This is a genomic window from Thermobacillus sp. (assembly GCF_003390775.1).
Lineage (GTDB): Bacteria > Bacillota > Bacilli > Paenibacillales > Paenibacillaceae > Thermobacillus > Thermobacillus xylanilyticus.
Window position 1 is genome coordinate 59,964 of the sequence record NZ_QEWA01000036.1, and the last position, 21,274, is coordinate 81,237.

Sequence of the window (21,274 nt, forward strand, 5' to 3'; positions counted from 1 at the left end):
CGCACCCAGCCGGTCTGCAGGATGTCGTCGACGACGGGGCGGAGCGACCTCAAGTACGCGACCAGCCAGCTTTCCAGCTCTGACAGGGAGTCGATCTCGAAGATTTCCCGGTGCAGGCCTCTTCGGCTTGCGTCGTCTGGAAGTATTGCATCGCGTGCACCTTCAGCTTCAGATCGAGCGCCAGCTTGAGCACCCAGTCCTTGATCGCTTCGGGAGGCCGGGGATTGTCCCGGATATAGCCGATCCATCGCCGAACGACGGCGGGCAGCACGTCCGCCCGCCGGTCGAGCAGCGTGTTCCGGAACTCTTCCTTCGCCCGGTCGTAGTAGCGGAACAGCTCGATGCCGGCATAGGTCGGCGGCTGCTTTTTGACCACGGCCCCTTCTTCCAGATAGAAGCGCTGGCCGCCGAGCAGGTCCGCCAGCTCCTTCTGCAGCTCCCGCGGCGCGGCGCACCGTTCACCGATGATGAACGACATCGACAGCTTCAGGGAGCGCCGGAGATGGTGCAGCACTTCCCTGACGCAGGCCGCCGCTTCGTCGTGCGGATTGATTTTCAGGCTCCGCTCGAAGGCGAAGACGAAGATCGACCGCCGCGCGCTGTAGGAGAAATGCACGACCTCCGGGCGGCCGGACGTGATCTCGTCGATCACGTTGTGGATGGCGTAGCGGAGCACGTCTTCGGTCAGGAACCGCTTCCACGCCTGCTGCATGCGGTCGACATGCGCCAGCACCGGGAGGAAGACCGCGTCGTCCGTCCGCAGGCCGAACGACTTCAGCTCCTGCAGCCACGCTTCCGGATGCGGGATCGGCTGATGGATGGCGCTGCGGATGAACGCCTCTTTCATTTTCTCGCGGTTCTTGTCCAGCATGCGGCGAAGCTGCTCCCGCTGACGGTCCGTGAGCCGCTCCTCGTCCAGGGACGCCTTGAACTGACGGAGCAGATCGTGCAGCTCCGACGGGTCGAACGTATCCTTCAGCAGATAGTCCTGCACCTTCAGCTTCATCGCCTGCTGGGCGTAGTGGAACTGGGAATGGCAGGACAGGATCGCCGCCCGGACGTTCGGGTTCATCTCCCGTATGCTCTCGATGAGCCTTCTCCAGCGAGCTGCCGTCCACCTGGGTCCAGGACGGGATGTTGCGCCCGTAGTTGGCGAGCCCTTCCGTCGTGTACCAGCGGATAAACGTGTACGCTTCTTCCTTGTGCTTCGACTTCTCGGCCACCGCCATGAAATCGGTCGTGACGGGCGTGACGCCGATCGGATCGGAAGGATCGTTCTTCGGATACGGCGCGACCGCCACATGGTGGTCCAGCGGGTTCTGCTCCGTGCCGCCGAGCTCGCTGTTCATCCAGCTGCCGATCAGGATCATGCTCGCGTCCTGATTGAAGAACTGGGTGCGGTAATGCAGCTTCTGCGACAGCATGTCCGCGTAGGGCACCGCCGACTGGTCTTCCTTCTCCATCTGCCATCTGAGCTCGAGCGTCTTGCGGAAAAGCGGGCTGTCCAGGTTGGAGGAACCGTCATCTTTCAGAAACTCCGTGGTCAGCTCTTTCGCGTACCGCCCGAAATCGTCCCAGGTCCAGTCCTGCGGTACCGGCAGGCCGGCCGCGTCGAGGTGGTCCTTGTTCAGCAGAACGTACCACGGGTTGAACTTGCCGGGCAGGGCGTACACTTTGCCCCCAGCGTCGTGTCGACGCGATATTCGTCGGCGACGTTGAATCCTACCTTCGCGATGAACTCGTCGATCGGCGCCACCATGCCGATGCTGACCCGCTGCGCGTAGGAAGCGGGATCGGAGAACATGAGCACGTCGAGCTGCTCGCCGCTCGCCGAGAATTTCGCCTTCCTGGCTCAGCGCCTGGCTGAACAGGCGGATGTCCTCGTCGATCATCTCGTTGTCCGTGCACACTTCCACCGTCATGGCGTCGCCCTGCAGGCCGACCCGGTCGATTCGGGGGTTCTCCGGATCATACAGCTTCTCGTACCGGTGGGCGTCCTGAAAATGCAGCTGCGCCCGGCAGACGAGAATCGCGAGATCCAGCACGCGGTGCAGCGGCAATTCCTCCGACTGCCGCGACCATTTCCCGCCCGTATGCCGCCAGACCTTGGCGGAAATATCGAGCTTGCCGCGGTCGTTCCATTGCGCCAGCCCCAGTGAAATGCCCTTGGCGTCCGAGCGATAGGCGTATTTGCCGTCGACGTTTTCGTAGTTTTCGCAGACGATGACCGGTTTGTGTTTCAGATTGGTGGGAATTTTCATGCGTAATCGCCTCGGTGGTTTAATTGGTCTTACTGATTTACTGAATTACTGAATCAACAGTTTGTTTGTACCGCGGGCGAGAACGGGTGTCAAATGGAGATTGATCCCTACATTTCTCCATATCAAGATGGCATACTTCCATGGTGTGATCGCGGTGCCGGCATTATAATCAAGTCAAAATTACCGCTTACAGAATGGAGGATGAGCGCATTGTCGAAGATTACGTTTCTCGGCGCCGGCAGCACCGTTTTCGCCAAAAACGTCCTCGGAGACTGCATGCTGACGCCGGCCCTGCAAGGATTCGAACTGGCGTTGTACGATATTGACCTGGAGCGGCTGAAAGACTCGGAGAACATGCTCAACAATCTCAAGGCGACGACCGGCAGCACCTGCCGCATCAAATCGTACACCGACCGGAAGGAAGCGCTGCGGGGAGCCAAATACATCGTCAACGCGATCCAGGTCGGCGGCTATGACCCGTGTACGATCACCGACTTCGAAGTGCCGAAGAAATACGGGCTGCGCCAGACGATCGGCGACACGGTGGGGATCGGGGGCATTTTCCGGAACCTGCGGACGATCCCGGTCATGCTCGACTTCGCGCGGGACATCCAGGAAGTGTGCCCGGACGCGCTGTTCCTGAATTACACGAACCCGATGGCCGTGCTGACGAACGTCATGAATACATACGGCGGCGTCCGCACCGTCGGCCTGTGCCACAGCGTGCAGGCTTGCGTCCCGCACCTGTTCAAGTCGCTGGGCATGGACCCGTCCGGCGTGCAGTGGAAGATCGCCGGCATCAACCATATGGCCTGGCTGCTGGAAGTGACGAAGGACGGGGTGGACCTGTACCCCGAGATCAAGCGGCGGGCGCGGGAGAAGCAGAAAGAGAAGCACGACGACATGGTCCGCTTCGAGCTGATGTTCCGCTTCGGCTATTATGTGACGGAATCGTCCGAGCACAACGCCGAGTATCATCCGTATTTCATCAAGAAGCAATATCCCGAGCTGATCGAGAAGTACAATATTCCGCTGGACGAGTATCCGCGCCGCTGCGTGAAGCAGATCGAGGACTGGAAAAGAATGCGGGAGTCGCTCGTGAACAACGTCAATCTGCAGCACCAGCGTTCGAACGAGTATGCGTCCTATATTTTTGAAGCGATCGAGACGGATGTGCCGTTCAAGATCGGCGGCAACGTCATGAACACCGGGCTGATCACGAATCTGCCGAAGGAAGCTTGCGTCGAGGTGCCCTGTCTGGTGGACGCCAGCGGGGTGACGCCGACGTATGTCGGCGATCTGCCGCCGCAGCTCGCCGCGCTGAACCGGACGAACATCAATACGCAGCTGCTGACGATCGAAGCGGCGATTACGCGGAAGAAGGAGCATATCTATCACGCGGCGATGCTCGATCCGCACACGTCGGCCGAGCTGTCGATCGACGACATCGTCGCCCTGTGCGACGATCTGATCGAGGCGCACGGCGACTGGCTGCCGAAGTTCCACTAAAAAGCAGCGCGAACGATGAAAGGGACGTGCTGAGGGGACGTGCTGGTGCACGTCCTCTTGGCATTGTGGTGAGGTGAGGGTGAAGTACAGGGCGATAGCTCGGTGCGCCGAAGTTGGGGAGATCGTGCACCGCTGTTTGGGATGCCGGTGTGTCGGGGTGTGCGCCAATGGATGGAGTATGCGCTAACGGAACCGGGAGACGCTATTTTTCCGAAATTGCCCCTTTTGGAAATTCTAACGGAACTGAGCGCACTTATTTGGCCTGAGCAGGCGATTTTTGGCCGGTTCGGACCGCAATAAGGTATCTGGGTTCCGTCAGAATTTTGAAACGCATCGGATGGGGCCTATAACGGCTGTGAGTTCCGTTAGAATTGCGCAGTCTGGTCATCCGCCGAGTTTTTGGGATCGAGAAGGCTCCCTAACGAAACTCAGCGGCTTGATTTGTGACAAAACGTGGGGTTCCGGAAACGCAACGAAACTGAGGTACGCTGTTCGGGCTTTGCGGGGGCGAAAATGGCCTGATTGAAATAGCATTCTGAAATCGGCACCCTCGGGCGGAATAGCGTGTCGTAGTTTCGTTAGCACTTGCTCCGGTCGGGCGAACGTCTGGGTAATCACAGAAAGGGCCGTCACCAACGGCATAAGATGCCGTCAGTGACAGCCCTTTATCATTGATGGCAGACGTTCATGAACTTCATGTCGTCCGGGTTCATGCGCTGCCAGCGCTCTCCTTGCCGCCAGCATTCACCGTGCCGCCAGCGCTCGCCGATTCTCCGTCTTCCCGGGCAGCGGCCAGCGCCTTCGTGCCCGCCTCCAGTACCTTGATGATCCGGTCGACGTCGTACACGCAGCCGCGCCACGTGCCGCCGCTGGCCGCCTGCAACGCGGCCCACAGCCGCGTGTCGTCCGGCAGCAGCGAATGGCTGGCCATGTCCGGGTGCGGCCCGCGCCGGGCCAGCACCTCGGCCCCTTCGGCGGGGGTCGCCGGAGCTTCGCCGTCGCCGACCATGTCGATGCGGCCTTCCAGCCGGTTCAGGTCGATGCGGATGTCGATCCAGTCGCCGTCCCGCACCTTGCCGAGCGGTCCGCCCGCCAGCGCCTCCGGTCCGATATGGCCGATGCAGGCGCCGGTGGACACGCCGGAGAACCGGGCGTCGGTGAGCAGCGACACCTTGCCGTCGAACGGCAAATGCTTCAAAGCCGACGTGAGCTGATACGTCTCCTCCATGCCGGTGCCCGACGGCCCGCAGCCGATCAGCACGAGGATGTCGCCGCCGACGATGCGGCCTTCCTTGATCGCGCGGATCGCCGCCCGTTCCGAGGTGAACACCTTCGCCCGGCCCACGTGCCGGTACACGCCGTCCTCGTCCACCAGCGCCGGATCGATCGCCGCCGACTTGACGACCGAGCCTTCCGGCGCGATGTTGCCGACCGGGAAGGTGACGGTCGACGTCAGGCCGGCGGCGCTTGCCTTCTCCGGCGGATAGATGACCGTGTCCGGGTCGACGCCGTCCCGCTCCAGCAGGTGCTGCCGCATCCGATGGCGCCGCTCGGACGATTCCCACCAGTCCAGCACGGCGCCGAGCGTCTCGCCGGTCACCGTCAGGACGGTCTCATCGAGCAGGCCGAGCCGCCGCAGATGGAGCATCACCTCCGGCACGCCGCCCGCCAGAAAGACGCGCACGGTCGGGTGGGGGACCGGCCCGTTCGGCAGCGCGCTGACAAGGCGCGGCACGGACCGGTTCACCGCGGTCCAGTCGGTGACGTCCGGCACGCGCAGGCCGGCCGCGTGCGCGATCGCGGGCACGTGCAGCAGCAGGTTCGTGGAGCCGCCGAACGCGGCGTGCACGACCATCGCGTTGCGGATGGACGCGTCGGTCAGGATGCGGCCCGTGGTCAGGCCGCTCTCCGCCATGTGCAGCGCCGCGCGGGCGGACTGGCGCGCCATCTGCGCCCAGACCCGCTGCCCCGAAGGGGCGAGCGCCGCGTGCGGCACCGTCAGGCCGAGCGCCTCGGCGACCACCTGCGCGGTCGCGGCGGTGCCGAGGAACTGGCAGCCGCCGCCCGGCGTGGCGCACGCCCGGCAGCCGAGGTCGGCCGCCTCCTCCAGCGAGAGCTCGCCGCGCGCGAACCGGACGCCGATCGTCTGGATCTTGCCGGCGTCCTCTCCGCGCGTCGGCGGCAGCGTGACCCCGCCGGGCACGATGACGGACGGCAGATTCCATGTGCCGGCAAGGCCGAGCATCATCGCCGGCAGCCCCTTGTCGCAGGTGGCGACGCCGAGCACCGCCCGCCGGGTCGGCAGAGAGCGGATGAGCCGGCGGATGACGATCGCTGCGTCGTTCCGGTATGGCAGCGAGTCGAACATGCCGGTCGTGCCCTGCGAACGGCCGTCGCACGGGTCGCTGACGTACCCGGCGAACGGCACGCCGCCCAGGCCGGCCACTTCCTCCGCTGCGGCCCGCATCAGCAGGCCGACTTCCCAGTGGCCCGTATGGTAGCCGAGCGCCACCGGACGGCCGTCCTCATCGCGGATGCCGCCCTGCGTGCCGAGGATGAGCACCTGCGGACCGAGCAGCCGGGCGGGATCCCAGCCCATGCCGACGTTCTGCGACCACCCGAACAGGTCGCCGCTCGGGCTCTCGCGCAGCATCTCCGGCGTCAGCGGCAGCGACCCTTCCGGGCCGGGCGCGTGCGTGTCGATGCGGTAGTCGTCGTCGTCCGGGCGGCCGAGGATTTTTTCCAGAACGGATGACATGGCGGTCGCTCCTCAACCCTTCACGAACACGGTCTTGATGGCGGTGTAGAACTCGATCGCGGCCGTGCCCTGTTCGCGCGAATGCGAGCTGGAGTTCTTCATGCCGCCGAACGGCGCCTGCAGCTCGACGCCGGCCGTCTCCTCGTTCACCCGCACCAGCCCGGCGTCCATGTCTTGAATGAAGGTCAGGATGCTGCCGATGTCCCGCGTGAAAATGGACGCGCTCAGGCCGTACTCCGAATCGTTGGCGAGACGGAGCGCTTCTTCCAGATTTTCCGCCTGCACCAGCGCCAGCACCGGCCCGAAGATTTCTTCCCGGAAGATCGTCATGTCGGGCGTCACCCGGTCAAAAACGGTCGGCGCCACGAAAAATCCGTTTGCCATCTCACCTTCACTCAACCGCTCGCCCCCGCACACGAGCTCCGCGCCTTCCTCGACGCCCTTGCGGATGTAGCCGAGCACCGTCTCCATCTGACTCTCGCTCGCGCACGGGCCGAGCCAGGTCGATGCGTCCATGCCGTTGCCGACTTTGAGCGCGGCGATCTTCTCCAGCAGCTTCTCGCGGAATGCCGGGTAGATCTCCTTCTCCACGATGACGCGGCTCGTCGCGGTGCATTTCTGGCCGGTCGAGCGGAGGCCGCCGCTGATCGTCGCGTTCACCGCGAGCTCCAGATCGGCGTCCTTCAGGACGATGACCGGGTTTTTGCCGCCCATCTCGAGCTGATATTTCGCGCCGCGGGCGAGCGCCGCCTGGGCGATGCGCTTGCCGACCCCGTTGGAGCCGGTGAACGTGACGCCGTGGATGCCGGGATGGTCGGCGATGCCCTGGCCAATGACCGAGCCGCTGCCGATCACGAGGTTCAGCACGCCCGCCGGCAGCCCGGCGTCATGGAAGCAGGCCGCGACCTTGGCCGCGGTAACCGCCGTCTCCGTCGCCGGTTTCCAGACGACCGTGTTGCCGTAGATGAGGGCGGGGGCGATTTTCCACACCGGAATGGCGACGGGGAAGTTCCACGGCGTGATGACGCCGACGACGCCGAGCGGCACACGCGTCGTGAACATGAGCGCCGCAGCGTCGGTGGCCGGGATGACGTCGCCGATCTTCCGCATGCCTTCGCCGGCGTAGTAGCGGAGCAACGCCACGCCGCGCGCGGTTTCGCCCTTCGCTTCGCCGAACGTCTTGCCCATCTCGCGCGTCATCGTCTCGGCGATGTCGTCAATCCGGCTTTCGAGGATGTCCGCGGCCTTGTACAGCAGCTGGCCGCGCGCCGGTCCCGCCAGCTTGCGCCACGCCGTCCGGGCCGCATCCGCGGCGGCCACGGCGCTCTCGAGGTCTTCCCGGCCCGAATTCGGCACGAGGCCGACAATGTCATGGCGATTGGCCGGGTTCACGCTGGCAACGGTGTCCCCGGTGGAAGAGCCGCGCCATTCGCCGTTGATGTAGTTTTGGAAAACAGGGGCATTCGCCATCGATGATTCCTCCCGATTGTGAGACTTAATCCTGGATTGCCGCGTCCGCCGCCGCGACAGGGTTGATCAGGGTGCCGATGCCGGTGATGTCGATCTCGATCCGGTCGCCGGGCTGCAGCGTGAACCGGTCGGGCGGCACGATGCAGGTGCCGGTCAGCAGCACGGTGCCGTCGAAGACGACGTTGTCCCGCACGAGGAAGGACGCCAGTTCGTCCAGCTTCCGCCGGAGCTGCCCCGTATTGGCCGACTCGTTCACCGCCAATTGACCGTCCCGATAGATGCGGCAGGTGATCGTCAGGTCATACGGATTCGGCACGGTTTCCGCCAGCCGGATCGCCGGACCGATGGAACAGGAGCGGCGCCAGATTTTCGCCTGCGGCAGATAGAGCGGGTTCTCGCCCTCGATGTCGCGGCAGCTCATGTCGTTGCCGACCGTGTAGCCGAGGATGCGGCCGCCGCGGTCCAGCACGATGCCGAGTTCCGGCTCGGGCACCTGCCAGTCCGAGTCGCTGCGGATGCAGACGGGTGTGCCCGGCCGCGCCGTGCGGGCGTTCGTCGACTTGAAGAAAATCTCCGGCCGCTCGGCCCGGTACACCTTGTCGTAGAACGTTTCATCGCCGGTTGCGGCGCCCTTCGACTCCTCGTTGCGCGCTTCTTTGCTGCGCTCATAAGTGACGCCGGCCGCCCACACCTCGGGCGCATCCACCGGCGTCAGCAGGTTCAACTCGCGCCAGTCGCCGGGCAGCGGCTGTGCGCCCGCGATCTGACGGCGCACCGCTTCCAGCGGCGTGATCCCCGCCTCGTCCGCTTCCCGCACCAGCGCCATGAAGTCCGGCGACCGGAGCGGGAAAGCCTGCTCCTCGTCGGTCACCGCCGCGAGGCGCGCAGCTCCGTCGTCCCCGATGTAACGAATAATGCGCATCTGGTTCACTCCATTCAAATAATCTTTTTTGAGGGGGTGCAGCTCTCCGTCAGCGGTGCCCGAGGCGGGCCGAAATCTCCGCCGTCGTCTTCCGCACCCGTTCCGCCAGCCGCTGCGCCTCCGCCTCGTCCACCCGCGCGGTCATGCACGACAGGCTCATGGCGGCAAGCACCTGCCCGTCATGGCCGAAAATCGGCGCCGCGATGCACAGGACGCCGGGTTCATTCTCTTCCCGGTCGAAGGCGCAGCCGTTCTTTCGAACCTCATCCAGCTCCCGGCGAAACATCGCTTCGGAATCGATGGTGTTCGGCGTGTGCCGCACGTAACTGTAGCCGGCCAGCAGACGCTCCAGCGCGTCCGGCGGCTGGAAGGCGGCCAGCACCTTGCCGCTGGCGCTGCTGTGCAGCGGCACCCGGCGGCCGATGCGGGAATAGCGGATGGCCGCCTGCGCCCCTTCCACCTTGTCGATGTACACCCCCTCCCGGCCGTCCAGAATGAGCAGATGCGCCGTCTGCCCGGTCGCGTCCGAAAGGGCTTGCAAATGCGGTCTGGCCACGTTGCGGATGTCGAGATTTTGCAGCAGCATCTGTCCTTTTTCCAGCAAGCGAAGGCCGAGCCGGTACTTGCCGCTCTCCTCGTCCTGCTCGATGTAGCCGTGGATTTGCAGCGTTCGCAGCAGCGCGTGCGCGGTGCTTTTGTGCAGCTGCATGCGCGCGCTGATCTCGGTCAGTTTCAGCTCGGGGGTGTGCTCGTCGAACAGGTCGAGAATGCGCAGCGCCCGGTCCAGCGCCTGGATGATCGGCATGTCGCAATGACTCCTTGACTCAAAGTTTTATAATATAAAATATAGTTTTATGATCTTTGAGTCTATATTACATTGCGTACGGGTTTGTTGTAAACAGATCCGCGTCAACCCGTGGAGCCATTGCGGAAATCCGGCGGAATCCGCCTCGCCTCTCCGGTTTCGATGGCTGCTTCGATGACGGCGCGCCGCAACCGCGGCACGACCCTTTCGTTGAAGACGCCGGGAATGATGTAGTCCCGGTTCAACTCATGGTCCGAGACGACGCCGGCTATCGCCTGTGCAGCCGCCAGCTTCATCCGGTCGTTGATGCGCCGGGCGCGGCAATCGAGCGCTCCCCGGAATATGCCGGGGAAGACAAGCGCGTTGTTGATCTGATTCGGATAATCGCTGCGCCCCGTGGCGAGTACGCGGGCGAGCGGCCGCGCCTCAGCGGGCTCAACTTCAGGAACCGGATTGGCGAGCGCGAACACTACCGGATCGGGCGACATTTGCCGGATATCGTCCGCATGCAGCACCCCGCCCCGCGACACGCCGATGAACACATCCGCCCCGGCGAGAACTTCGCGCAGCGTGCCGGATTTCCGTTCCACCTGGGGCTGCTCCGCCAGCCATTGCCACATCGGATTGGCATATCGGCCGCCATGCACGATCGCGCCGTCCCGATCCACGGGGACGAGCCGCCGCACCCCCATGGACAGCAGCATGCGGCAGATGGAACCGCCCGCCGCTCCGATGCCGTTGACCACAACGCGGATGTCTTCCAGACGCTTGCCGACCACCTTGAGCGCGTTGAGCAGTCCGGCAGCCACCACGATGGATGTGCCGTGCTGATCGTCGTGCAGCACGGGAATGTCAAGCTCTTCCGCGAGCCGGCGTTCGATTTCGAAGCAGCGGGGGGCGCCGATGTCTTCCAGATTGATGCCGCCGAAGACGGGAGAAATTTTTTTCACGATATCCACAATTTCGTTCGGGTCTTTCGTGTCCAGACAGATGGGGAAGGCATCGACGCCGGCCATCTGCTTGAACAGCATCGCCTTGCCTTCCATGACCGGAAGCGCAGCGGACGGACCGATGTCACCCAGGCCGAGAACGGACGTTCCGTCGGTGATGATCGCGACCGTGTTCCGCTTGATGGTGAGGGTGTAGGCGCTGTCCGGATTGTTCCGGATCGCCGTGCAGATGCGCGCCACGCCGGGCGTGTATACCCGGGAAAGGTCGTCCCTGTTCTTGATGGGGACGGTCGGCTGAATCGAGATTTTCCCGCCCAGATGCATCAGAAAGGTGCGGTCCGACACATGGATCAGCCGGAGTCCCGGGTACAGCTTCACGGCGTCCAGTACGGCGGTCTCCGCCGTATCTGTGACATGAATCGTGATGTCGCATACAGACTTGTCGCGTCCGGGTCGCACCATGTCCATGGATGTGATGTCTCCGCCGGAGGCGGTGATCACGTCGATGGCATCACCGAGGGCGGCCATGCGATGGTCCAGTTCCAGACGAAGAATGATGCTGGTAAACGTCATAGAGGGAGCACCTCGTCGCATTCATACTGAAAGAAGCGTGACAACCCCGGCCGGAGCCGGGGCTGCAAAGCCATTTCCGAGAATCAAATTATCGTTTCAGAATGGTTTCTGCTTCCTGGAAGAAGCCGTCCACCGCTTGTTCCACGCTCATGCGGCCGAAGGCGAGCTGTTCCAGGCATTTCTTGTACAGCGTGAAAACTTCCGAAGCGCCTTCCTGGCGGTAATCCGTGGGCGGCAAATCGGGCGAGATCGTTTCCGCGTGATTGATCGCCTCGATGTCCATCGGATGCAAGTCCGGCTTCAGCGCCTCCCGGATCGCCGTGGAACCGGGGATGCCGTTCTCCAGGCTGTAGATCTTTTGCGCTTCCACATTGTTCACGAACCAGTTGATCAGTTTGGCCGCTTCTTCCTTGTGCTGCGATTTGTTGCTGATGACCCAGGACGGCGCCTGCAGGTTCTCGCCGCTTCGAACACGGCGTTGTCCGCACTCGGCGTGCGCAGCATGTTGATTTCGACATCGGGCAGGTTGCGGCTGTAGATTTTGCCGTGGTTGCTCGGTTTCATGTCGATGGCCACGCGCTGCTTGACGAACAGCGAATTCTCCGCGGGCTGTCCGGTGTTCTCGACAGTCATCCCGACCGGAACGGTGAGACCGAGTTGCCGGAATTCTTCCCAGATGCTCCAGAACTCCATCAGGTCTTCCTTGGCGAAGCCAAGGCCGCTGCCGTCGCTTGACAGGAACGATTTGCCTTTGCTCCGGACGAACGATTCGACATAGTGGTCGTCGAAGCTGGCGTCAACGATCGGATATTGGTCCGCCGGCATTTTGTCGCGAAGCTGCTGCAGATAGGATTTGAATTCACTGAGCGTGCCGATTTCCGGCAGATCGAGTCCCAGATTTTTGATCATTGTCGTATTGAAGATCAGGGCGCTGGACGTTACACCTTTCGGAAGCGCATACAAAACACCGTTCAGCTTGCCCGCGTCGATTACGGCCGGATCCCAGCCGTCCAGATTGATCAGACCTTGATCCACATACGGCTGCAGCGGTTCGAGGACGTTCCTGCTGCCGTAGTCGCCGCCATACAACAATACGTGCAGACTGAAAATATCAGGGATGTTGTTTCCCGCAACCTGGGTAGCGAGCTTCGGCCAGTAATCGTTGAAGCTTGTCCACTCGCGAACGGTCGTCACGTGAGGGTTTTCGCTCTCGTACATATCCAGAATCTGGTCGTACAACTTCGCGCGTTCGGCGTTGCCCCACCAGGAGATGCGCAGTTCCACTTTCTCCGGCGCGCTGCTGCCTGACGCTGAGGATCCGGAGTCGGAGCCGCCGGTTTCGGATGATGAATTGGATTTCGGTTCATTGGCGCCTCCGCCGCACGCCGACAGCACCAACAACAGAACAGCCAGTAAGAATGCGATGCCTTGCTTCCGTTTCATAGAAACAATCACTCCATTCTTCGGTGTGGACCACATGAGTACGGCAAAATGTGAAGGCAATCGACAGGGTTAAACCGACAGATTCCCTTCATATGCGTTCCGAATGATGCGTTCAATGTCGGATGACCGGGTCCATCTCGGGTTGACGAGCACGTTGCCGCTTCGCATCGAATCTTCAACCAGTTTGGGGAGCGCTTTCAAATCGACTCCGAGCTCGCGAATGTTGGACGGAATATTGAGCGCCCGGTTCAACTCGACTACGGCTTGCACGGCAAGTTCCGCCGCCTCATCAAGCGGCAGGCCGTCGACGCGGCATCCCAGCGCTTCCGCAATATCTTTCATTTTCTCCGGACAAGCGGGCAGATTGTACTTCATCACGTAGGGCAGCAGCGCGGCGTTGGCGATGCCGTGCGGGATGTTGAAGACGCCGCCCAGCGTGTGGGATATGGCATGCACGTTGCCCAGCCGGGACTGCGCGAATGCCATGCCGGCCATTGCCGACGCGACCAGCATCTGTTCGCGGCTGGCCGGGTCGTTGCCGACAAAGTACGCTTTTTTAAGATTCTGCCCGATCATGCGAATCGCTTCGATGGCGAGCGCCCGGCTGAACGATGTTGCCGTCTTGGACGTGTACGACTCAATGGCGTGAGTCAGCGCGTCCATGCCGGTGGCGGCTGTCAACTCTTGCGGCAGTTTCTCGGTCAGTTGCGGGTCGAGCAGCGCCAGCTGCGGGAAAATGTACGGACTGATCACCGCAGCCTTGAAATGGGTCTGCGAATTGGTGATGATCGTCGAAGCGGTCACTTCGCTGCCGGTGCCGGCCGTGGTGGGGATGGCCACCACGGGGAGGCCGGGATGCGGGATTCGGTTCACCCCCTCATAATCCAGAATGTGCCCCTTGTTGGTCGCCATAATGCCGATACCTTTCGCGGTATCAATGCTGCTTCCGCCACCAAGGGCGAGGATATGGTCATGCGGCTTCTGCTTCAGCCGTTCCAATCCTGTCATAACGCTCTCTGCGCTCGGATTGGGCTCGGTCTCATCGAAGATGTCGTACTTCAATCCGTGTTCCTCGAGCGAATGCAGGACCGGCTCCAGCAGTCCAGCATTCCGGATGCCGGCGTCGGTGACGACGAACACGCGGCTGGCGCCCCGTGCCCGCAGAAATTCGCCGGCGCGTCCGGAAATGCCCGTTCCGCACTCCACCGTGGTTGGGATCGAGAATCGATAGTTCATGGCCCTGACTTCCTTCAATATCCAGGATGGATGATTCAGGATGCGCTGTCCGCTTCGTCCGCTTCGCGCAGCACCTCGATCAGCCGTTTGGAAGCATCGCTCATATGATGCTCCATCGCTCTGGCCGCGGCGTCGGGGTCCCGTTCGGAGACCGCCAGGTAGATGGCGTGGTGGTCTTCGTACGAGAACGCGGTCTCGCCGGCTTTGTCGATGACGCATTGAATCCAGGTGCGCAGCAGGGTGCGGATGCTGGACAGCACGTTTTTCAGAACGGTATTTTTCGCCATGTCGCACAGCTTCATATGGAACTGGACGTCGGCGTCCACGAACTCGGACAGGCTGGCGTTCTTCATCCTGGCGAGAATGTCCCGCAGTTCATCCAGTTCCGATCCTTCCCACCGCTGGGCGGCGAGGCGGGCGATGTCCACCTCGAACAGCATCCGGGCTTCCACCAGATCCATCGTATGTTTCTCTCCCAGCAGGAGCCCCCATTCGATGCTCTGGGTCAGCAGGGAGGAGCTCGTCTGTTTCACGTAGGTGCCGTAACCCTGGCGGACTTCCAGAATGCCGAGAACGGACAGCGCCTTGATCGCTTCCCGGATGGCCGAGCGGCCGACGCCCAGCGCTTCGGACAGCTGCCGTTCGGCCGGAATCTTATCGCCCGGGCGAACGTTGCCCGAAAGAATGTAATTCAGAAGGCGCTTGGTCAGCTCGACGACCAGCGAGTGCGTTTCAATCGGTTCAAACTTGTAATCCTTGCTCACTTTCCAAAACTCCAATCTTCAATCGTTCAACCTGTTCAACGTTTCGTCCGGCTCGAAGCCCAGGGCTTCATAGTGTTGAGCCCGCACTTTCATATCGTCTTCGAGAATGGCCTTGGCGAACATGAGCACTTCTTCGGCGCGGTCGCGGGGAATGACAAGCACGCCGTCGTCGTCCGCGCACACGATGTCTCCGGGATTGACCGTCACGCCGGCGCACTCGACGGGAATGTTGACGCCGCCGTGCACCAGACGGCCGGACACGTGGTGGAACGTGCGCTTCGTGCAGAAGACGTTGGCCTGCTGCCGGTTGCACTCGTAGGAGTCGCGGCAGCCGCCGTCCACCACGTAGCCGACCACGCCCCGCAGCTTGTAGTCCATCGTGTTCTCGGAGCCGAGCACGCCGCCCGGATAGCCGCCTTGGTCGATGACGAGCACTTTGTCGGTCATGTCTTCCTGCTTCAAAATTTTGGCGAACGTGTAGACGTCGGAGCACCATTCGCCGTTCATCTTCTTGTACTCTTCGACCGTCTTGCAGGCATGGAACGTCTTTTGTGCGGGAACGAGCTTGACGGTCCAGGCGAATCCGGCGAACGAAATGCCGGGGCGCAGCGGGCGCATCTCGGTCGACATCGAGCCGACGTTCACCAGCCCGAGCGCGTCCATTCCGTCAGACAGGTCAGCCAGCCGGCATTTTCGAATCTCTTGAATCAATTCTTTGTCAGTCATGGCCATGCGGGATTACCTCCAATGCATGTATTGTTATGGTTGAATGGAAAGGTGAGAAAGCAAATGGTCATGAACAGCGTAATCATTGCGGTTTTCGGTCCAGATAGACGACTCCGTGTTCATTTTTTACGCGATGGATGCCCGGGTCTTTGATTTCCGCCAAAATAATTTCTGCCAGGAACAGCACTTCGGTGCCTTCCTCCAGGTGGCCGACATAGGTGCCTTTTGCGTCCTGGGCGACGATGTGAAGATGCGGATCGCCGTCAATGACGTTCCCCGACAGGGAGCCCAGCTCGATCGGGCCGTTGCCTTCCACGGTAATGAACCGGTCGTCCGAAGTCGGCCCAGTGCTGGTGGGCAGGTGGTAGACCAGTTTGCGCATCGAACCCACCGCGCCGAACAAGACCGCATTTTTCACCCCCTCCTTCGCAAGCAGGTCGCGGATGCTCTCCAGAAGCAGGTCCCCCCGCTTCAGATGGATGATGATGGGCCTGCCGAATCCTTCACCCATAAACAATGTGGCCATGGTACATCCCTCCGCTGAAAAAAGATTTCAAACCCTGTATGCTCAACTTTCGCAGAGCGGCAGGCGGAACATCAGACAATGCTGTTGAGGCTCCAACCGCCGTCCACCACAAGGGTTTGCCCGGTAATGAACTGCCCGCCGCACACCAGCCCCCAGGCAGCGTCGGCCACGTCCTCCGGCGTGGCCGCGCGGCCGAACGGAGTCGCTTTTGCGAAGTTCTGGATGTGGTCGTCATGCCCATCTACCCAACGGGTGACAACGACGCCGGGCGCAATGGAATTGACCCGGACATGGGGCGCCAGCACCCGGGCGAACGACCGGGTAATGCTGATCGCCGCCGCCTTCGACGCCGCGTAGGCCAAGGAGTTGCCGTGCCCGCTGAAGCCGGCGATCGAGGTGATGTTGATGATGCACCCCCGGTTGCGCACCAGCTCCGGTGCGCAGGCGCGGCTGGTGAAGAAAACGCCCTTGACGTTGACATCAAATACCCGGTCCCAGATTTCCTCGGTCATGCCGTCCAGATCAGACAGCGCCACGAACTGCGTCGTTCCCGCGTTGTTAATCAGCACGTCGATGCGGCCAAAGGCTTGAATCGACCATGCCGCGGACCTGTTCGTCGATGGAGACGTCTGCCCGGCATACGAGGCCTTTCACGCCCTGCTGCTCCACTTCCCGCAGCGTGTCCTCCGCTTCCGCCTCGGACTTGGAGTATTTGATGACGATGTTGGCGCCGTGCGATGCGAATTTCAGGGCGATCGCCTTGCCGATGCCGGTAGCTGCGCCGGTGATTAACACGGTTCTGCCTTCCAAGTGCATGCAAGCCATTCTCCCTTTTTCTTAAAGTTGTGATTTCCATGTCGCCATTGAACGGTTCGGCATGCATCAACCTTTCACACCGTAAGTCGCGATGCCTTCAATCAGCCAACGCTGAAACACCAGGAAGAAGATGAAGATCGGGACCAGCGACAGAATGGACATCGCGAACAGCGAACCCATGGAGGATTGGCCCATTGTGTCCATGAACGACCGCAGCGCAAGCGCGACGGTCAGTTTTCGCGGATCGCTGATGTAGATCAGCTGACTGAAGAAATCGTTCCATGTCCATATCAGCGTGAAGATGGACGTTGTCACGATGGCCGGCAGCAGCAAAGGCACAATGATCCGGCCGTAAATCTGGATGTGGCCGCAACCGTCCACTTTCGCCGCTTGATCCAGTTCGAGGGGCAGCCCGCGAATGAACTGCACCATCAGGAAGATGAAAAAGGCGTCCGAAGCCAGGAACTTTGGCACGATAAGCGGCATGTACGTGTTGATCCAATCCAGACTGTCAAACAGGATGTATTGCGGAATAAGAACCACATGGTGCGGCAGCAGCAACGACCCGAACATGAGCGCGAACCAGAAGTTGCGGGCCGTAAACTCAAGCCTTGCAAAGGCATAGGCGGCCATCGAGCAGGTGAGCAGGTTCCCGATGATGCAGAACAGGACGACGATGAACGAATTTTTGAAGAACGTTCCGAATGTGAGATTCGTGAATCCGTTCCAGCCGTTGATGTAGTTTTCCAGCGTGAAAACATCCGGCCACAGGCTCAGATCCTGAAAAATCAAATGCTGCGGTTTGAACGAACTGGCCAGCATCCAGAGCAAGGGGTAGAGCATGACGGCCGAAGCAATGACGGCGATCACCGTCTTGATGACGGAGGCGCCTTTGTTCGCGGCATAGACGCGGGACATGTCCGTACTCCCCTCAGCTTTCGTAATGAACCCATTTTCTCGAAGACAGGAACAACAACCAGGTAAACACGCCGCAAATCACCAGCAGCCCCCAGGCCAGCGCCGAGGCATAGCCCATTTTGAACTCCGTAAACGCCTTGATGTACAGGTACAGCGTGTAGAACAGGGTGGAATCGATCGCGCCGCCCTGTCCGCCGCCTACGATGTAGGCCGGCGTGAACGCCTGGAACGCGTTGATGATTTGCATGACCAGATTGAAGAAGATGATCGGCGTCAGCGACGGCAGCGTAATGTTCCAGAACCTTCTGAACGGTCCCGCGCCATCGATGGCCGCGGCTTCATACAACGTTTCGGGGATCTGCTTCAGCCCCGCCAGGAAGATAATCATCGGTGATCCGAACTGCCACACAAGCAGCGTAATCAGTGTGTACAGCGACGTGGACCAACGTGCAGAAGGCGCACAAAGTGGTAATGATGAAGCCCGTCGACAGCGTGGCCGTCGCCCTGACGGACATTCCCGCCGGCACGAGGGTTCGCGTCGTTTGCGGAGAAAGCGTTTTCGAAGTTGAAGTGCTTGAGCCGATCGATTTCGGCCACAAGTTTGCGGTTCGGCCGATCGCGGCGGGCGAGTCCATCCTCAAGTACGGCGAAGTGATCGGGTCGCGCGACATCCGACATTCGCCCGGGGCAGCATGTCCACATTCACAATCTCGAAGGGGTTCGGGGCAGGGGGGATCAACTTGCAAAATCATGACGGGCAATTTTGGGGATACCGGAGGCCGGACGGACGGGTCGGGGTGCGCAACCACGTGCTCATTCTGCCCACGATCACCTGCGCGGCCCAGGCGGCGCATCAGATCACGCAGCTCGTGTCGGGAACGGTGTCGTTCATCCACCAGCACGGCTGCGCCCAGGTGGGCGTCGACTTCGAGCAGACGTTCCGCACTTACGCCGGCATGGGGGCGAACCCCAACGTCTACGGCGTCGTGGTGCTCGGGCTCGGCTGCGAGACGCACCAGGCGCGGAGCGTGGCGGAGGAAATCGCGAAGAGCGGCAAGCCGGTCGAGGTGGTGTCGATCCAGGACCACGGCGGCACGCTGATGGCGATCGCGCAGGGCGCGAGAATCGCGGCGGCGATGGTCGCGGACGCCTCGCGGCTCATGCGCGAACCGGTGCCGGTCAGCGAGCTGATCGTCGGCACCGAATGCGGGGGTTCGGACGCCTGCTCGGGCATCTCGGCGAACCCGGCCGTCGGCTGGGTCAGCGACGCTGTAGTGGACGCCGGCGGCACCTCCATCCTCGCGGAGACGACCGAGCTGATCGGCGCGGAGCATCTGCTCGCGGCCCGGGCCGCCGATGACCGGGTGGCCAAACGGGTATATGAAGTGATTCAGGCGATGGAGAGCCGCGCGTTCATGATGGGCGTGGACATCCGCACGGGCAACCCGAGCCCGGGCAACATCCGCGGCGGGCTCAGCTCGCTTGAGGAGAAATCGCTCGGCGCCGCGGCCAAGGCGGGCAGCCGCCCGCTGCAGGAGCTGGTGGACTACGCGCAGCGGCCGAGCAAGAAGGGGCTTGTCTGGATGGATACGCCGGGCCAGGACATCGAGCAGCTCACCGGCATGGTGGCCGGCGGGGCGCAGGTCGTCCTGTTCACGAGCGGCCGGGGAACGCCGACCGGCTCGCCGATCGCCCCGGTCATCAAGATCGCGACGAATTCCCATATGTACAGCCGCATGGGCGACAATATGGATTTCAACGCGGGCACGGTGATCGAAGGCACGGAGACGATCGAAGAAGTCGGCGGCCGGCTGTACGGGGAGCTGCTGGCCGTCTGCTCGGGCAAGCTGACCCGGTCGGAAATTTTGAAGCAGCACGACTTCGGAATTTGGCGCATCGGACCGACATTCTAAAAAATGATGATTGACGCGTCGGACCGGCTTTATGACATGATAGAGTAAAGGAGGGAATTCCATTGAAGACGATCCACAACCCCGTATTGCGCGGCTTCAACCCGGACCCGTCCATCCTGCGGGTGGGGGACGACTATTACATCGCGACCTCCACGTTCGAGTGGTTCCCCGGCGTGCAGATCCACCACTCCCGCGACCTGCGCCACTGGCGCCTGGCCGCCCGGCCGCTCGAGCGCCGGAGCCAGCTTGACATGCTCGGCAATCCCGACTCCGGCGGCATCTGGGCGCCTTGCCTGAGCTACGCCGACGGCTTGTTCTACCTCGTATTCACGGATGTGAAGAGCCACGTCGGCCCGTTCAAGGACACCCACAATTATCTGGTGACCGCCCCGAGCATCGAAGGGCCGTGGTCCGAGCCGATCTACCTGAACAGCAGCGGGTTCGACCCGTCCCTGTTCCATGACGACGACGGCCGCAAGTGGCTGGTCAACATGATCTGGGACTACCGCAAGGGCAAAAACAAGTTCGCCGGAATCGCGCTGCAGGAGTATTCACCGGAAGAGCGGCGCCTTCTGGGACCGATCCGCAACATTTTCCGCGGCACGCCGCTGGGGCTCACGGAAGGGCCGCATCTCTACAAACACAACGGCTGGTACTACCTTGTCACGGCCGAAGGCGGCACCCGGTTCAACCACGCGGTGACGGTCGCGCGATCAAGATCATTGTTCGGTCCGTACGAGGTCGACCCCGAAAATCCCGTCCTGACCGCGGCGAACAAACCCGAACTGGAGCTGCAGCGGGCGGGTCACGCCAGCCTGGTGCAGACGCAGACCGGCGACTGGTACTTCGCTTACCTGTGCGGCCGGCCGCTCCGCCCGTCGGAGCGCTGCATTCTCGGCCGGGAGACGGCGCTGCTGCCCGTGGAATGGACGGAGGACGGCTGGCTGCGCCCGGCCGGCGGCGGGAACAGCCCGAAGGCGGTCGTGCCCGCGCCCGACCTGCCGGACCATCCGTTCCCGCCCGAGCCGGAGACGGACCATTTCGACGGAGAGCGGATCTCCATCCACTTCCAGACGCTGCGCGAGCCGCTCGACGAGCAGTGGGCGTCGCTGACCGCGCGGTCGGGATACCTGCGGCTGATCGGGCGGGAATCGCTCTCCTCCAAGCATCGGCAAAGCCTGATCGCGCGCCGGCAGCAAGCGTTCGTTGCGGAAGCGGAGACGGCGGTCGAGTTCGAGCCGGACACGTTCCAGCAGCTGGCGGGCCTCATCCATTACTACAACACGCGAAACTACTACTACCTGTACATCAGCCGCGACGAAGAGCTGGGCAAATGCCTGAACATCATGTGCAGCGACCGCGGGCTGTACGACGAGCCGCTGGAGCAGCCGGTGTCCGTTGACGGGTGGGAGCGCGTCCACCTGAAAGCGTCGCTCCGTTACGACCGGCTGCAGTTCCTCTATTCGCGGGACGGGCAGGACTGGACGCCGATCGGGCCGGAGCTGGACGCGAGTGTCATTTCCGACGAGAACGTGGAAGCGAAGATCGAAGGCCGCATGATCGACCAGGGCTTCACGGGCGCCTTCCTGGGGATCTGCGTGCAGGACTTGAGCGGACAGGGAAAACATGCGGACTTCGACTATTTCACGTATCGTGAACTGCCGGAGCCTGGTGTATAATGGAC

16 protein-coding genes and 4 pseudogenes are annotated in these 21,274 nt (G+C 62.0%); 3 read left to right on the forward strand and 17 right to left on the reverse strand.

The window, feature by feature from the left end; translation table 11 throughout:
- Nucleotides 1-49: 49 nt before the first annotated feature.
- The 3 genes and pseudogenes from C6W55_RS08840 to C6W55_RS08850 form a co-directional block, all read right to left on the reverse strand.
- Nucleotides 50-1,072 carry a response regulator gene (locus C6W55_RS08840; protein ID WP_286892377.1) on the reverse strand — a complete coding sequence of 341 codons (1,023 nt, stop codon included), beginning with the start codon at nucleotides 1,070-1,072 and terminating at the stop codon, nucleotides 50-52.
- 22 nt (nucleotides 1,073-1,094) lie between these two features.
- A pseudogene (locus C6W55_RS08845) lies at nucleotides 1,095-1,834 on the reverse strand (ABC transporter substrate-binding protein); the annotation flags it as partial.
- A pseudogene (locus C6W55_RS08850) lies at nucleotides 1,824-2,261 on the reverse strand (DUF6530 family protein); the annotation flags it as partial. The pseudogenes C6W55_RS08850 and C6W55_RS08845, both read right to left, overlap by 11 nt.
- 210 nt (nucleotides 2,262-2,471) lie before the next feature.
- Between C6W55_RS08850 and melA the strand changes: the two are divergent.
- A complete protein-coding gene (gene melA / locus C6W55_RS08855) occupies nucleotides 2,472-3,770 on the forward strand; it encodes an alpha-glucosidase/alpha-galactosidase (RefSeq protein WP_015253410.1) in 1,299 nt (432 codons plus the stop codon).
- A 709-nt stretch (nucleotides 3,771-4,479) separates the two neighbouring features.
- Here the strand turns inward: melA and C6W55_RS08860 are convergent.
- The 14 genes and pseudogenes from C6W55_RS08860 to C6W55_RS08930 all read right to left on the reverse strand — a co-directional run.
- Entirely contained in the window at nucleotides 4,480-6,528 is a 2,049-nt protein-coding gene (locus tag C6W55_RS08860) for a YjhG/YagF family D-xylonate dehydratase (RefSeq protein WP_286892378.1), read from the reverse strand.
- Between the two features lie 12 nt (nucleotides 6,529-6,540).
- Nucleotides 6,541-7,998 carry an alpha-ketoglutaric semialdehyde dehydrogenase GucD gene (gene gucD / locus C6W55_RS08865; RefSeq protein WP_286892379.1) on the reverse strand — a complete coding sequence of 486 codons (1,458 nt, stop codon included), beginning with the start codon at nucleotides 7,996-7,998 and terminating at the stop codon, nucleotides 6,541-6,543.
- 25 nt (nucleotides 7,999-8,023) lie between these two features.
- Entirely contained in the window at nucleotides 8,024-8,920 is an 897-nt protein-coding gene (locus tag C6W55_RS08870; RefSeq protein WP_286892380.1) for a fumarylacetoacetate hydrolase family protein, read from the reverse strand.
- A gap of 49 nt (nucleotides 8,921-8,969) precedes the next feature.
- A complete protein-coding gene (locus C6W55_RS08875; protein WP_015253415.1) occupies nucleotides 8,970-9,725 on the reverse strand; it encodes an IclR family transcriptional regulator in 756 nt (251 codons plus the stop codon).
- 104 nt (nucleotides 9,726-9,829) lie between these two features.
- Entirely contained in the window at nucleotides 9,830-11,248 is a 1,419-nt protein-coding gene (locus C6W55_RS08880) for an NAD-dependent malic enzyme (protein WP_286892381.1), read from the reverse strand.
- An 88-nt stretch (nucleotides 11,249-11,336) separates the two neighbouring features.
- Complete coding sequence (locus tag C6W55_RS08885; RefSeq protein WP_286892382.1) at nucleotides 11,337-11,618, reverse strand: hypothetical protein; 282 nt, start codon at nucleotides 11,616-11,618, stop codon at nucleotides 11,337-11,339.
- A gap of 20 nt (nucleotides 11,619-11,638) precedes the next feature.
- On the reverse strand, nucleotides 11,639-12,691 hold the full coding sequence (locus tag C6W55_RS08890; protein WP_286892383.1) for an ABC transporter substrate-binding protein: 1,053 nt from the start codon (nucleotides 12,689-12,691) through the stop codon (nucleotides 11,639-11,641).
- A gap of 69 nt (nucleotides 12,692-12,760) precedes the next feature.
- Nucleotides 12,761-13,927 carry an iron-containing alcohol dehydrogenase gene (locus tag C6W55_RS08895; protein WP_286892384.1) on the reverse strand — a complete coding sequence of 389 codons (1,167 nt, stop codon included), beginning with the start codon at nucleotides 13,925-13,927 and terminating at the stop codon, nucleotides 12,761-12,763.
- A gap of 35 nt (nucleotides 13,928-13,962) precedes the next feature.
- Nucleotides 13,963-14,691 carry a FadR/GntR family transcriptional regulator gene (locus C6W55_RS08900; protein WP_286892385.1) on the reverse strand — a complete coding sequence of 243 codons (729 nt, stop codon included), beginning with the start codon at nucleotides 14,689-14,691 and terminating at the stop codon, nucleotides 13,963-13,965.
- Between the two features lie 18 nt (nucleotides 14,692-14,709).
- Nucleotides 14,710-15,423, reverse strand: a complete 714-nt coding sequence (locus tag C6W55_RS08905) for an RraA family protein (RefSeq protein ID WP_286892386.1) — start codon at nucleotides 15,421-15,423, stop codon at nucleotides 14,710-14,712.
- Between the two features lie 76 nt (nucleotides 15,424-15,499).
- On the reverse strand, nucleotides 15,500-15,943 hold the full coding sequence (locus C6W55_RS08910; RefSeq protein ID WP_286892387.1) for a PPC domain-containing DNA-binding protein: 444 nt from the start codon (nucleotides 15,941-15,943) through the stop codon (nucleotides 15,500-15,502).
- Between the two features lie 71 nt (nucleotides 15,944-16,014).
- Nucleotides 16,015-16,768: pseudogene (locus C6W55_RS08915) on the reverse strand (SDR family NAD(P)-dependent oxidoreductase).
- 57 nt (nucleotides 16,769-16,825) lie between these two features.
- Nucleotides 16,826-17,677, reverse strand: a complete 852-nt coding sequence (locus C6W55_RS08925) for a carbohydrate ABC transporter permease (protein ID WP_286892390.1) — start codon at nucleotides 17,675-17,677, stop codon at nucleotides 16,826-16,828.
- 13 nt (nucleotides 17,678-17,690) lie between these two features.
- A pseudogene (locus tag C6W55_RS08930) lies at nucleotides 17,691-18,110 on the reverse strand (carbohydrate ABC transporter permease); the annotation flags it as partial.
- A 259-nt stretch (nucleotides 18,111-18,369) separates the two neighbouring features.
- Between C6W55_RS08930 and C6W55_RS08940 the strand changes: the two are divergent.
- Both C6W55_RS08940 and C6W55_RS08945 read left to right on the forward strand, forming a co-directional pair.
- Entirely contained in the window at nucleotides 18,370-19,590 is a 1,221-nt protein-coding gene (locus tag C6W55_RS08940; protein ID WP_213483525.1) for a UxaA family hydrolase, read from the forward strand.
- Nucleotides 19,591-19,652: 62 nt separating this feature from the next.
- Nucleotides 19,653-21,269 (forward strand): glycoside hydrolase family 43 protein, encoded by a 1,617-nt coding sequence (locus C6W55_RS08945; protein WP_213483524.1) that lies wholly within the window; start codon nucleotides 19,653-19,655, stop codon nucleotides 21,267-21,269.
- Nucleotides 21,270-21,274: the final 5 nt, after the last annotated feature.

Excerpts from the sequence above, each read along its gene's own strand:
- C6W55_RS08840 (WP_286892377.1), bottom strand. The coding sequence starts at position 1,072 with ATGAACCCGAACGTCCGGGCGGCGATCCTGTCCTGCCATTCCCAGTTC.
- C6W55_RS08860 (WP_286892378.1), bottom strand. The coding sequence starts at position 6,528 with ATGTCATCCGTTCTGGAAAAAATCCTCGGCCGCCCGGACGACGACGAC.
- gucD (WP_286892379.1), bottom strand. The coding sequence starts at position 7,998 with ATGGCGAATGCCCCTGTTTTCCAAAACTACATCAACGGCGAATGGCGC.
- C6W55_RS08870 (WP_286892380.1), bottom strand. The coding sequence starts at position 8,920 with ATGCGCATTATTCGTTACATCGGGGACGACGGAGCTGCGCGCCTCGCG.
- C6W55_RS08875 (WP_015253415.1), bottom strand. The coding sequence starts at position 9,725 with ATGCCGATCATCCAGGCGCTGGACCGGGCGCTGCGCATTCTCGACCTG.
- C6W55_RS08880 (WP_286892381.1), bottom strand. The coding sequence starts at position 11,248 with ATGACGTTTACCAGCATCATTCTTCGTCTGGAACTGGACCATCGCATG.
- C6W55_RS08890 (WP_286892383.1), bottom strand. The coding sequence starts at position 12,691 with ATGAAACGGAAGCAAGGCATCGCATTCTTACTGGCTGTTCTGTTGTTG.
- C6W55_RS08895 (WP_286892384.1), bottom strand. The coding sequence starts at position 13,927 with ATGAACTATCGATTCTCGATCCCAACCACGGTGGAGTGCGGAACGGGC.
- C6W55_RS08905 (WP_286892386.1), bottom strand. The coding sequence starts at position 15,423 with ATGGCCATGACTGACAAAGAATTGATTCAAGAGATTCGAAAATGCCGG.
- C6W55_RS08910 (WP_286892387.1), bottom strand. The coding sequence starts at position 15,943 with ATGGCCACATTGTTTATGGGTGAAGGATTCGGCAGGCCCATCATCATC.
- C6W55_RS08925 (WP_286892390.1), bottom strand. The coding sequence starts at position 17,677 with ATGTCCCGCGTCTATGCCGCGAACAAAGGCGCCTCCGTCATCAAGACG.
- C6W55_RS08940 (WP_213483525.1), top strand. The coding sequence starts at position 18,370 with ATGTCCACATTCACAATCTCGAAGGGGTTCGGGGCAGGGGGGATCAAC.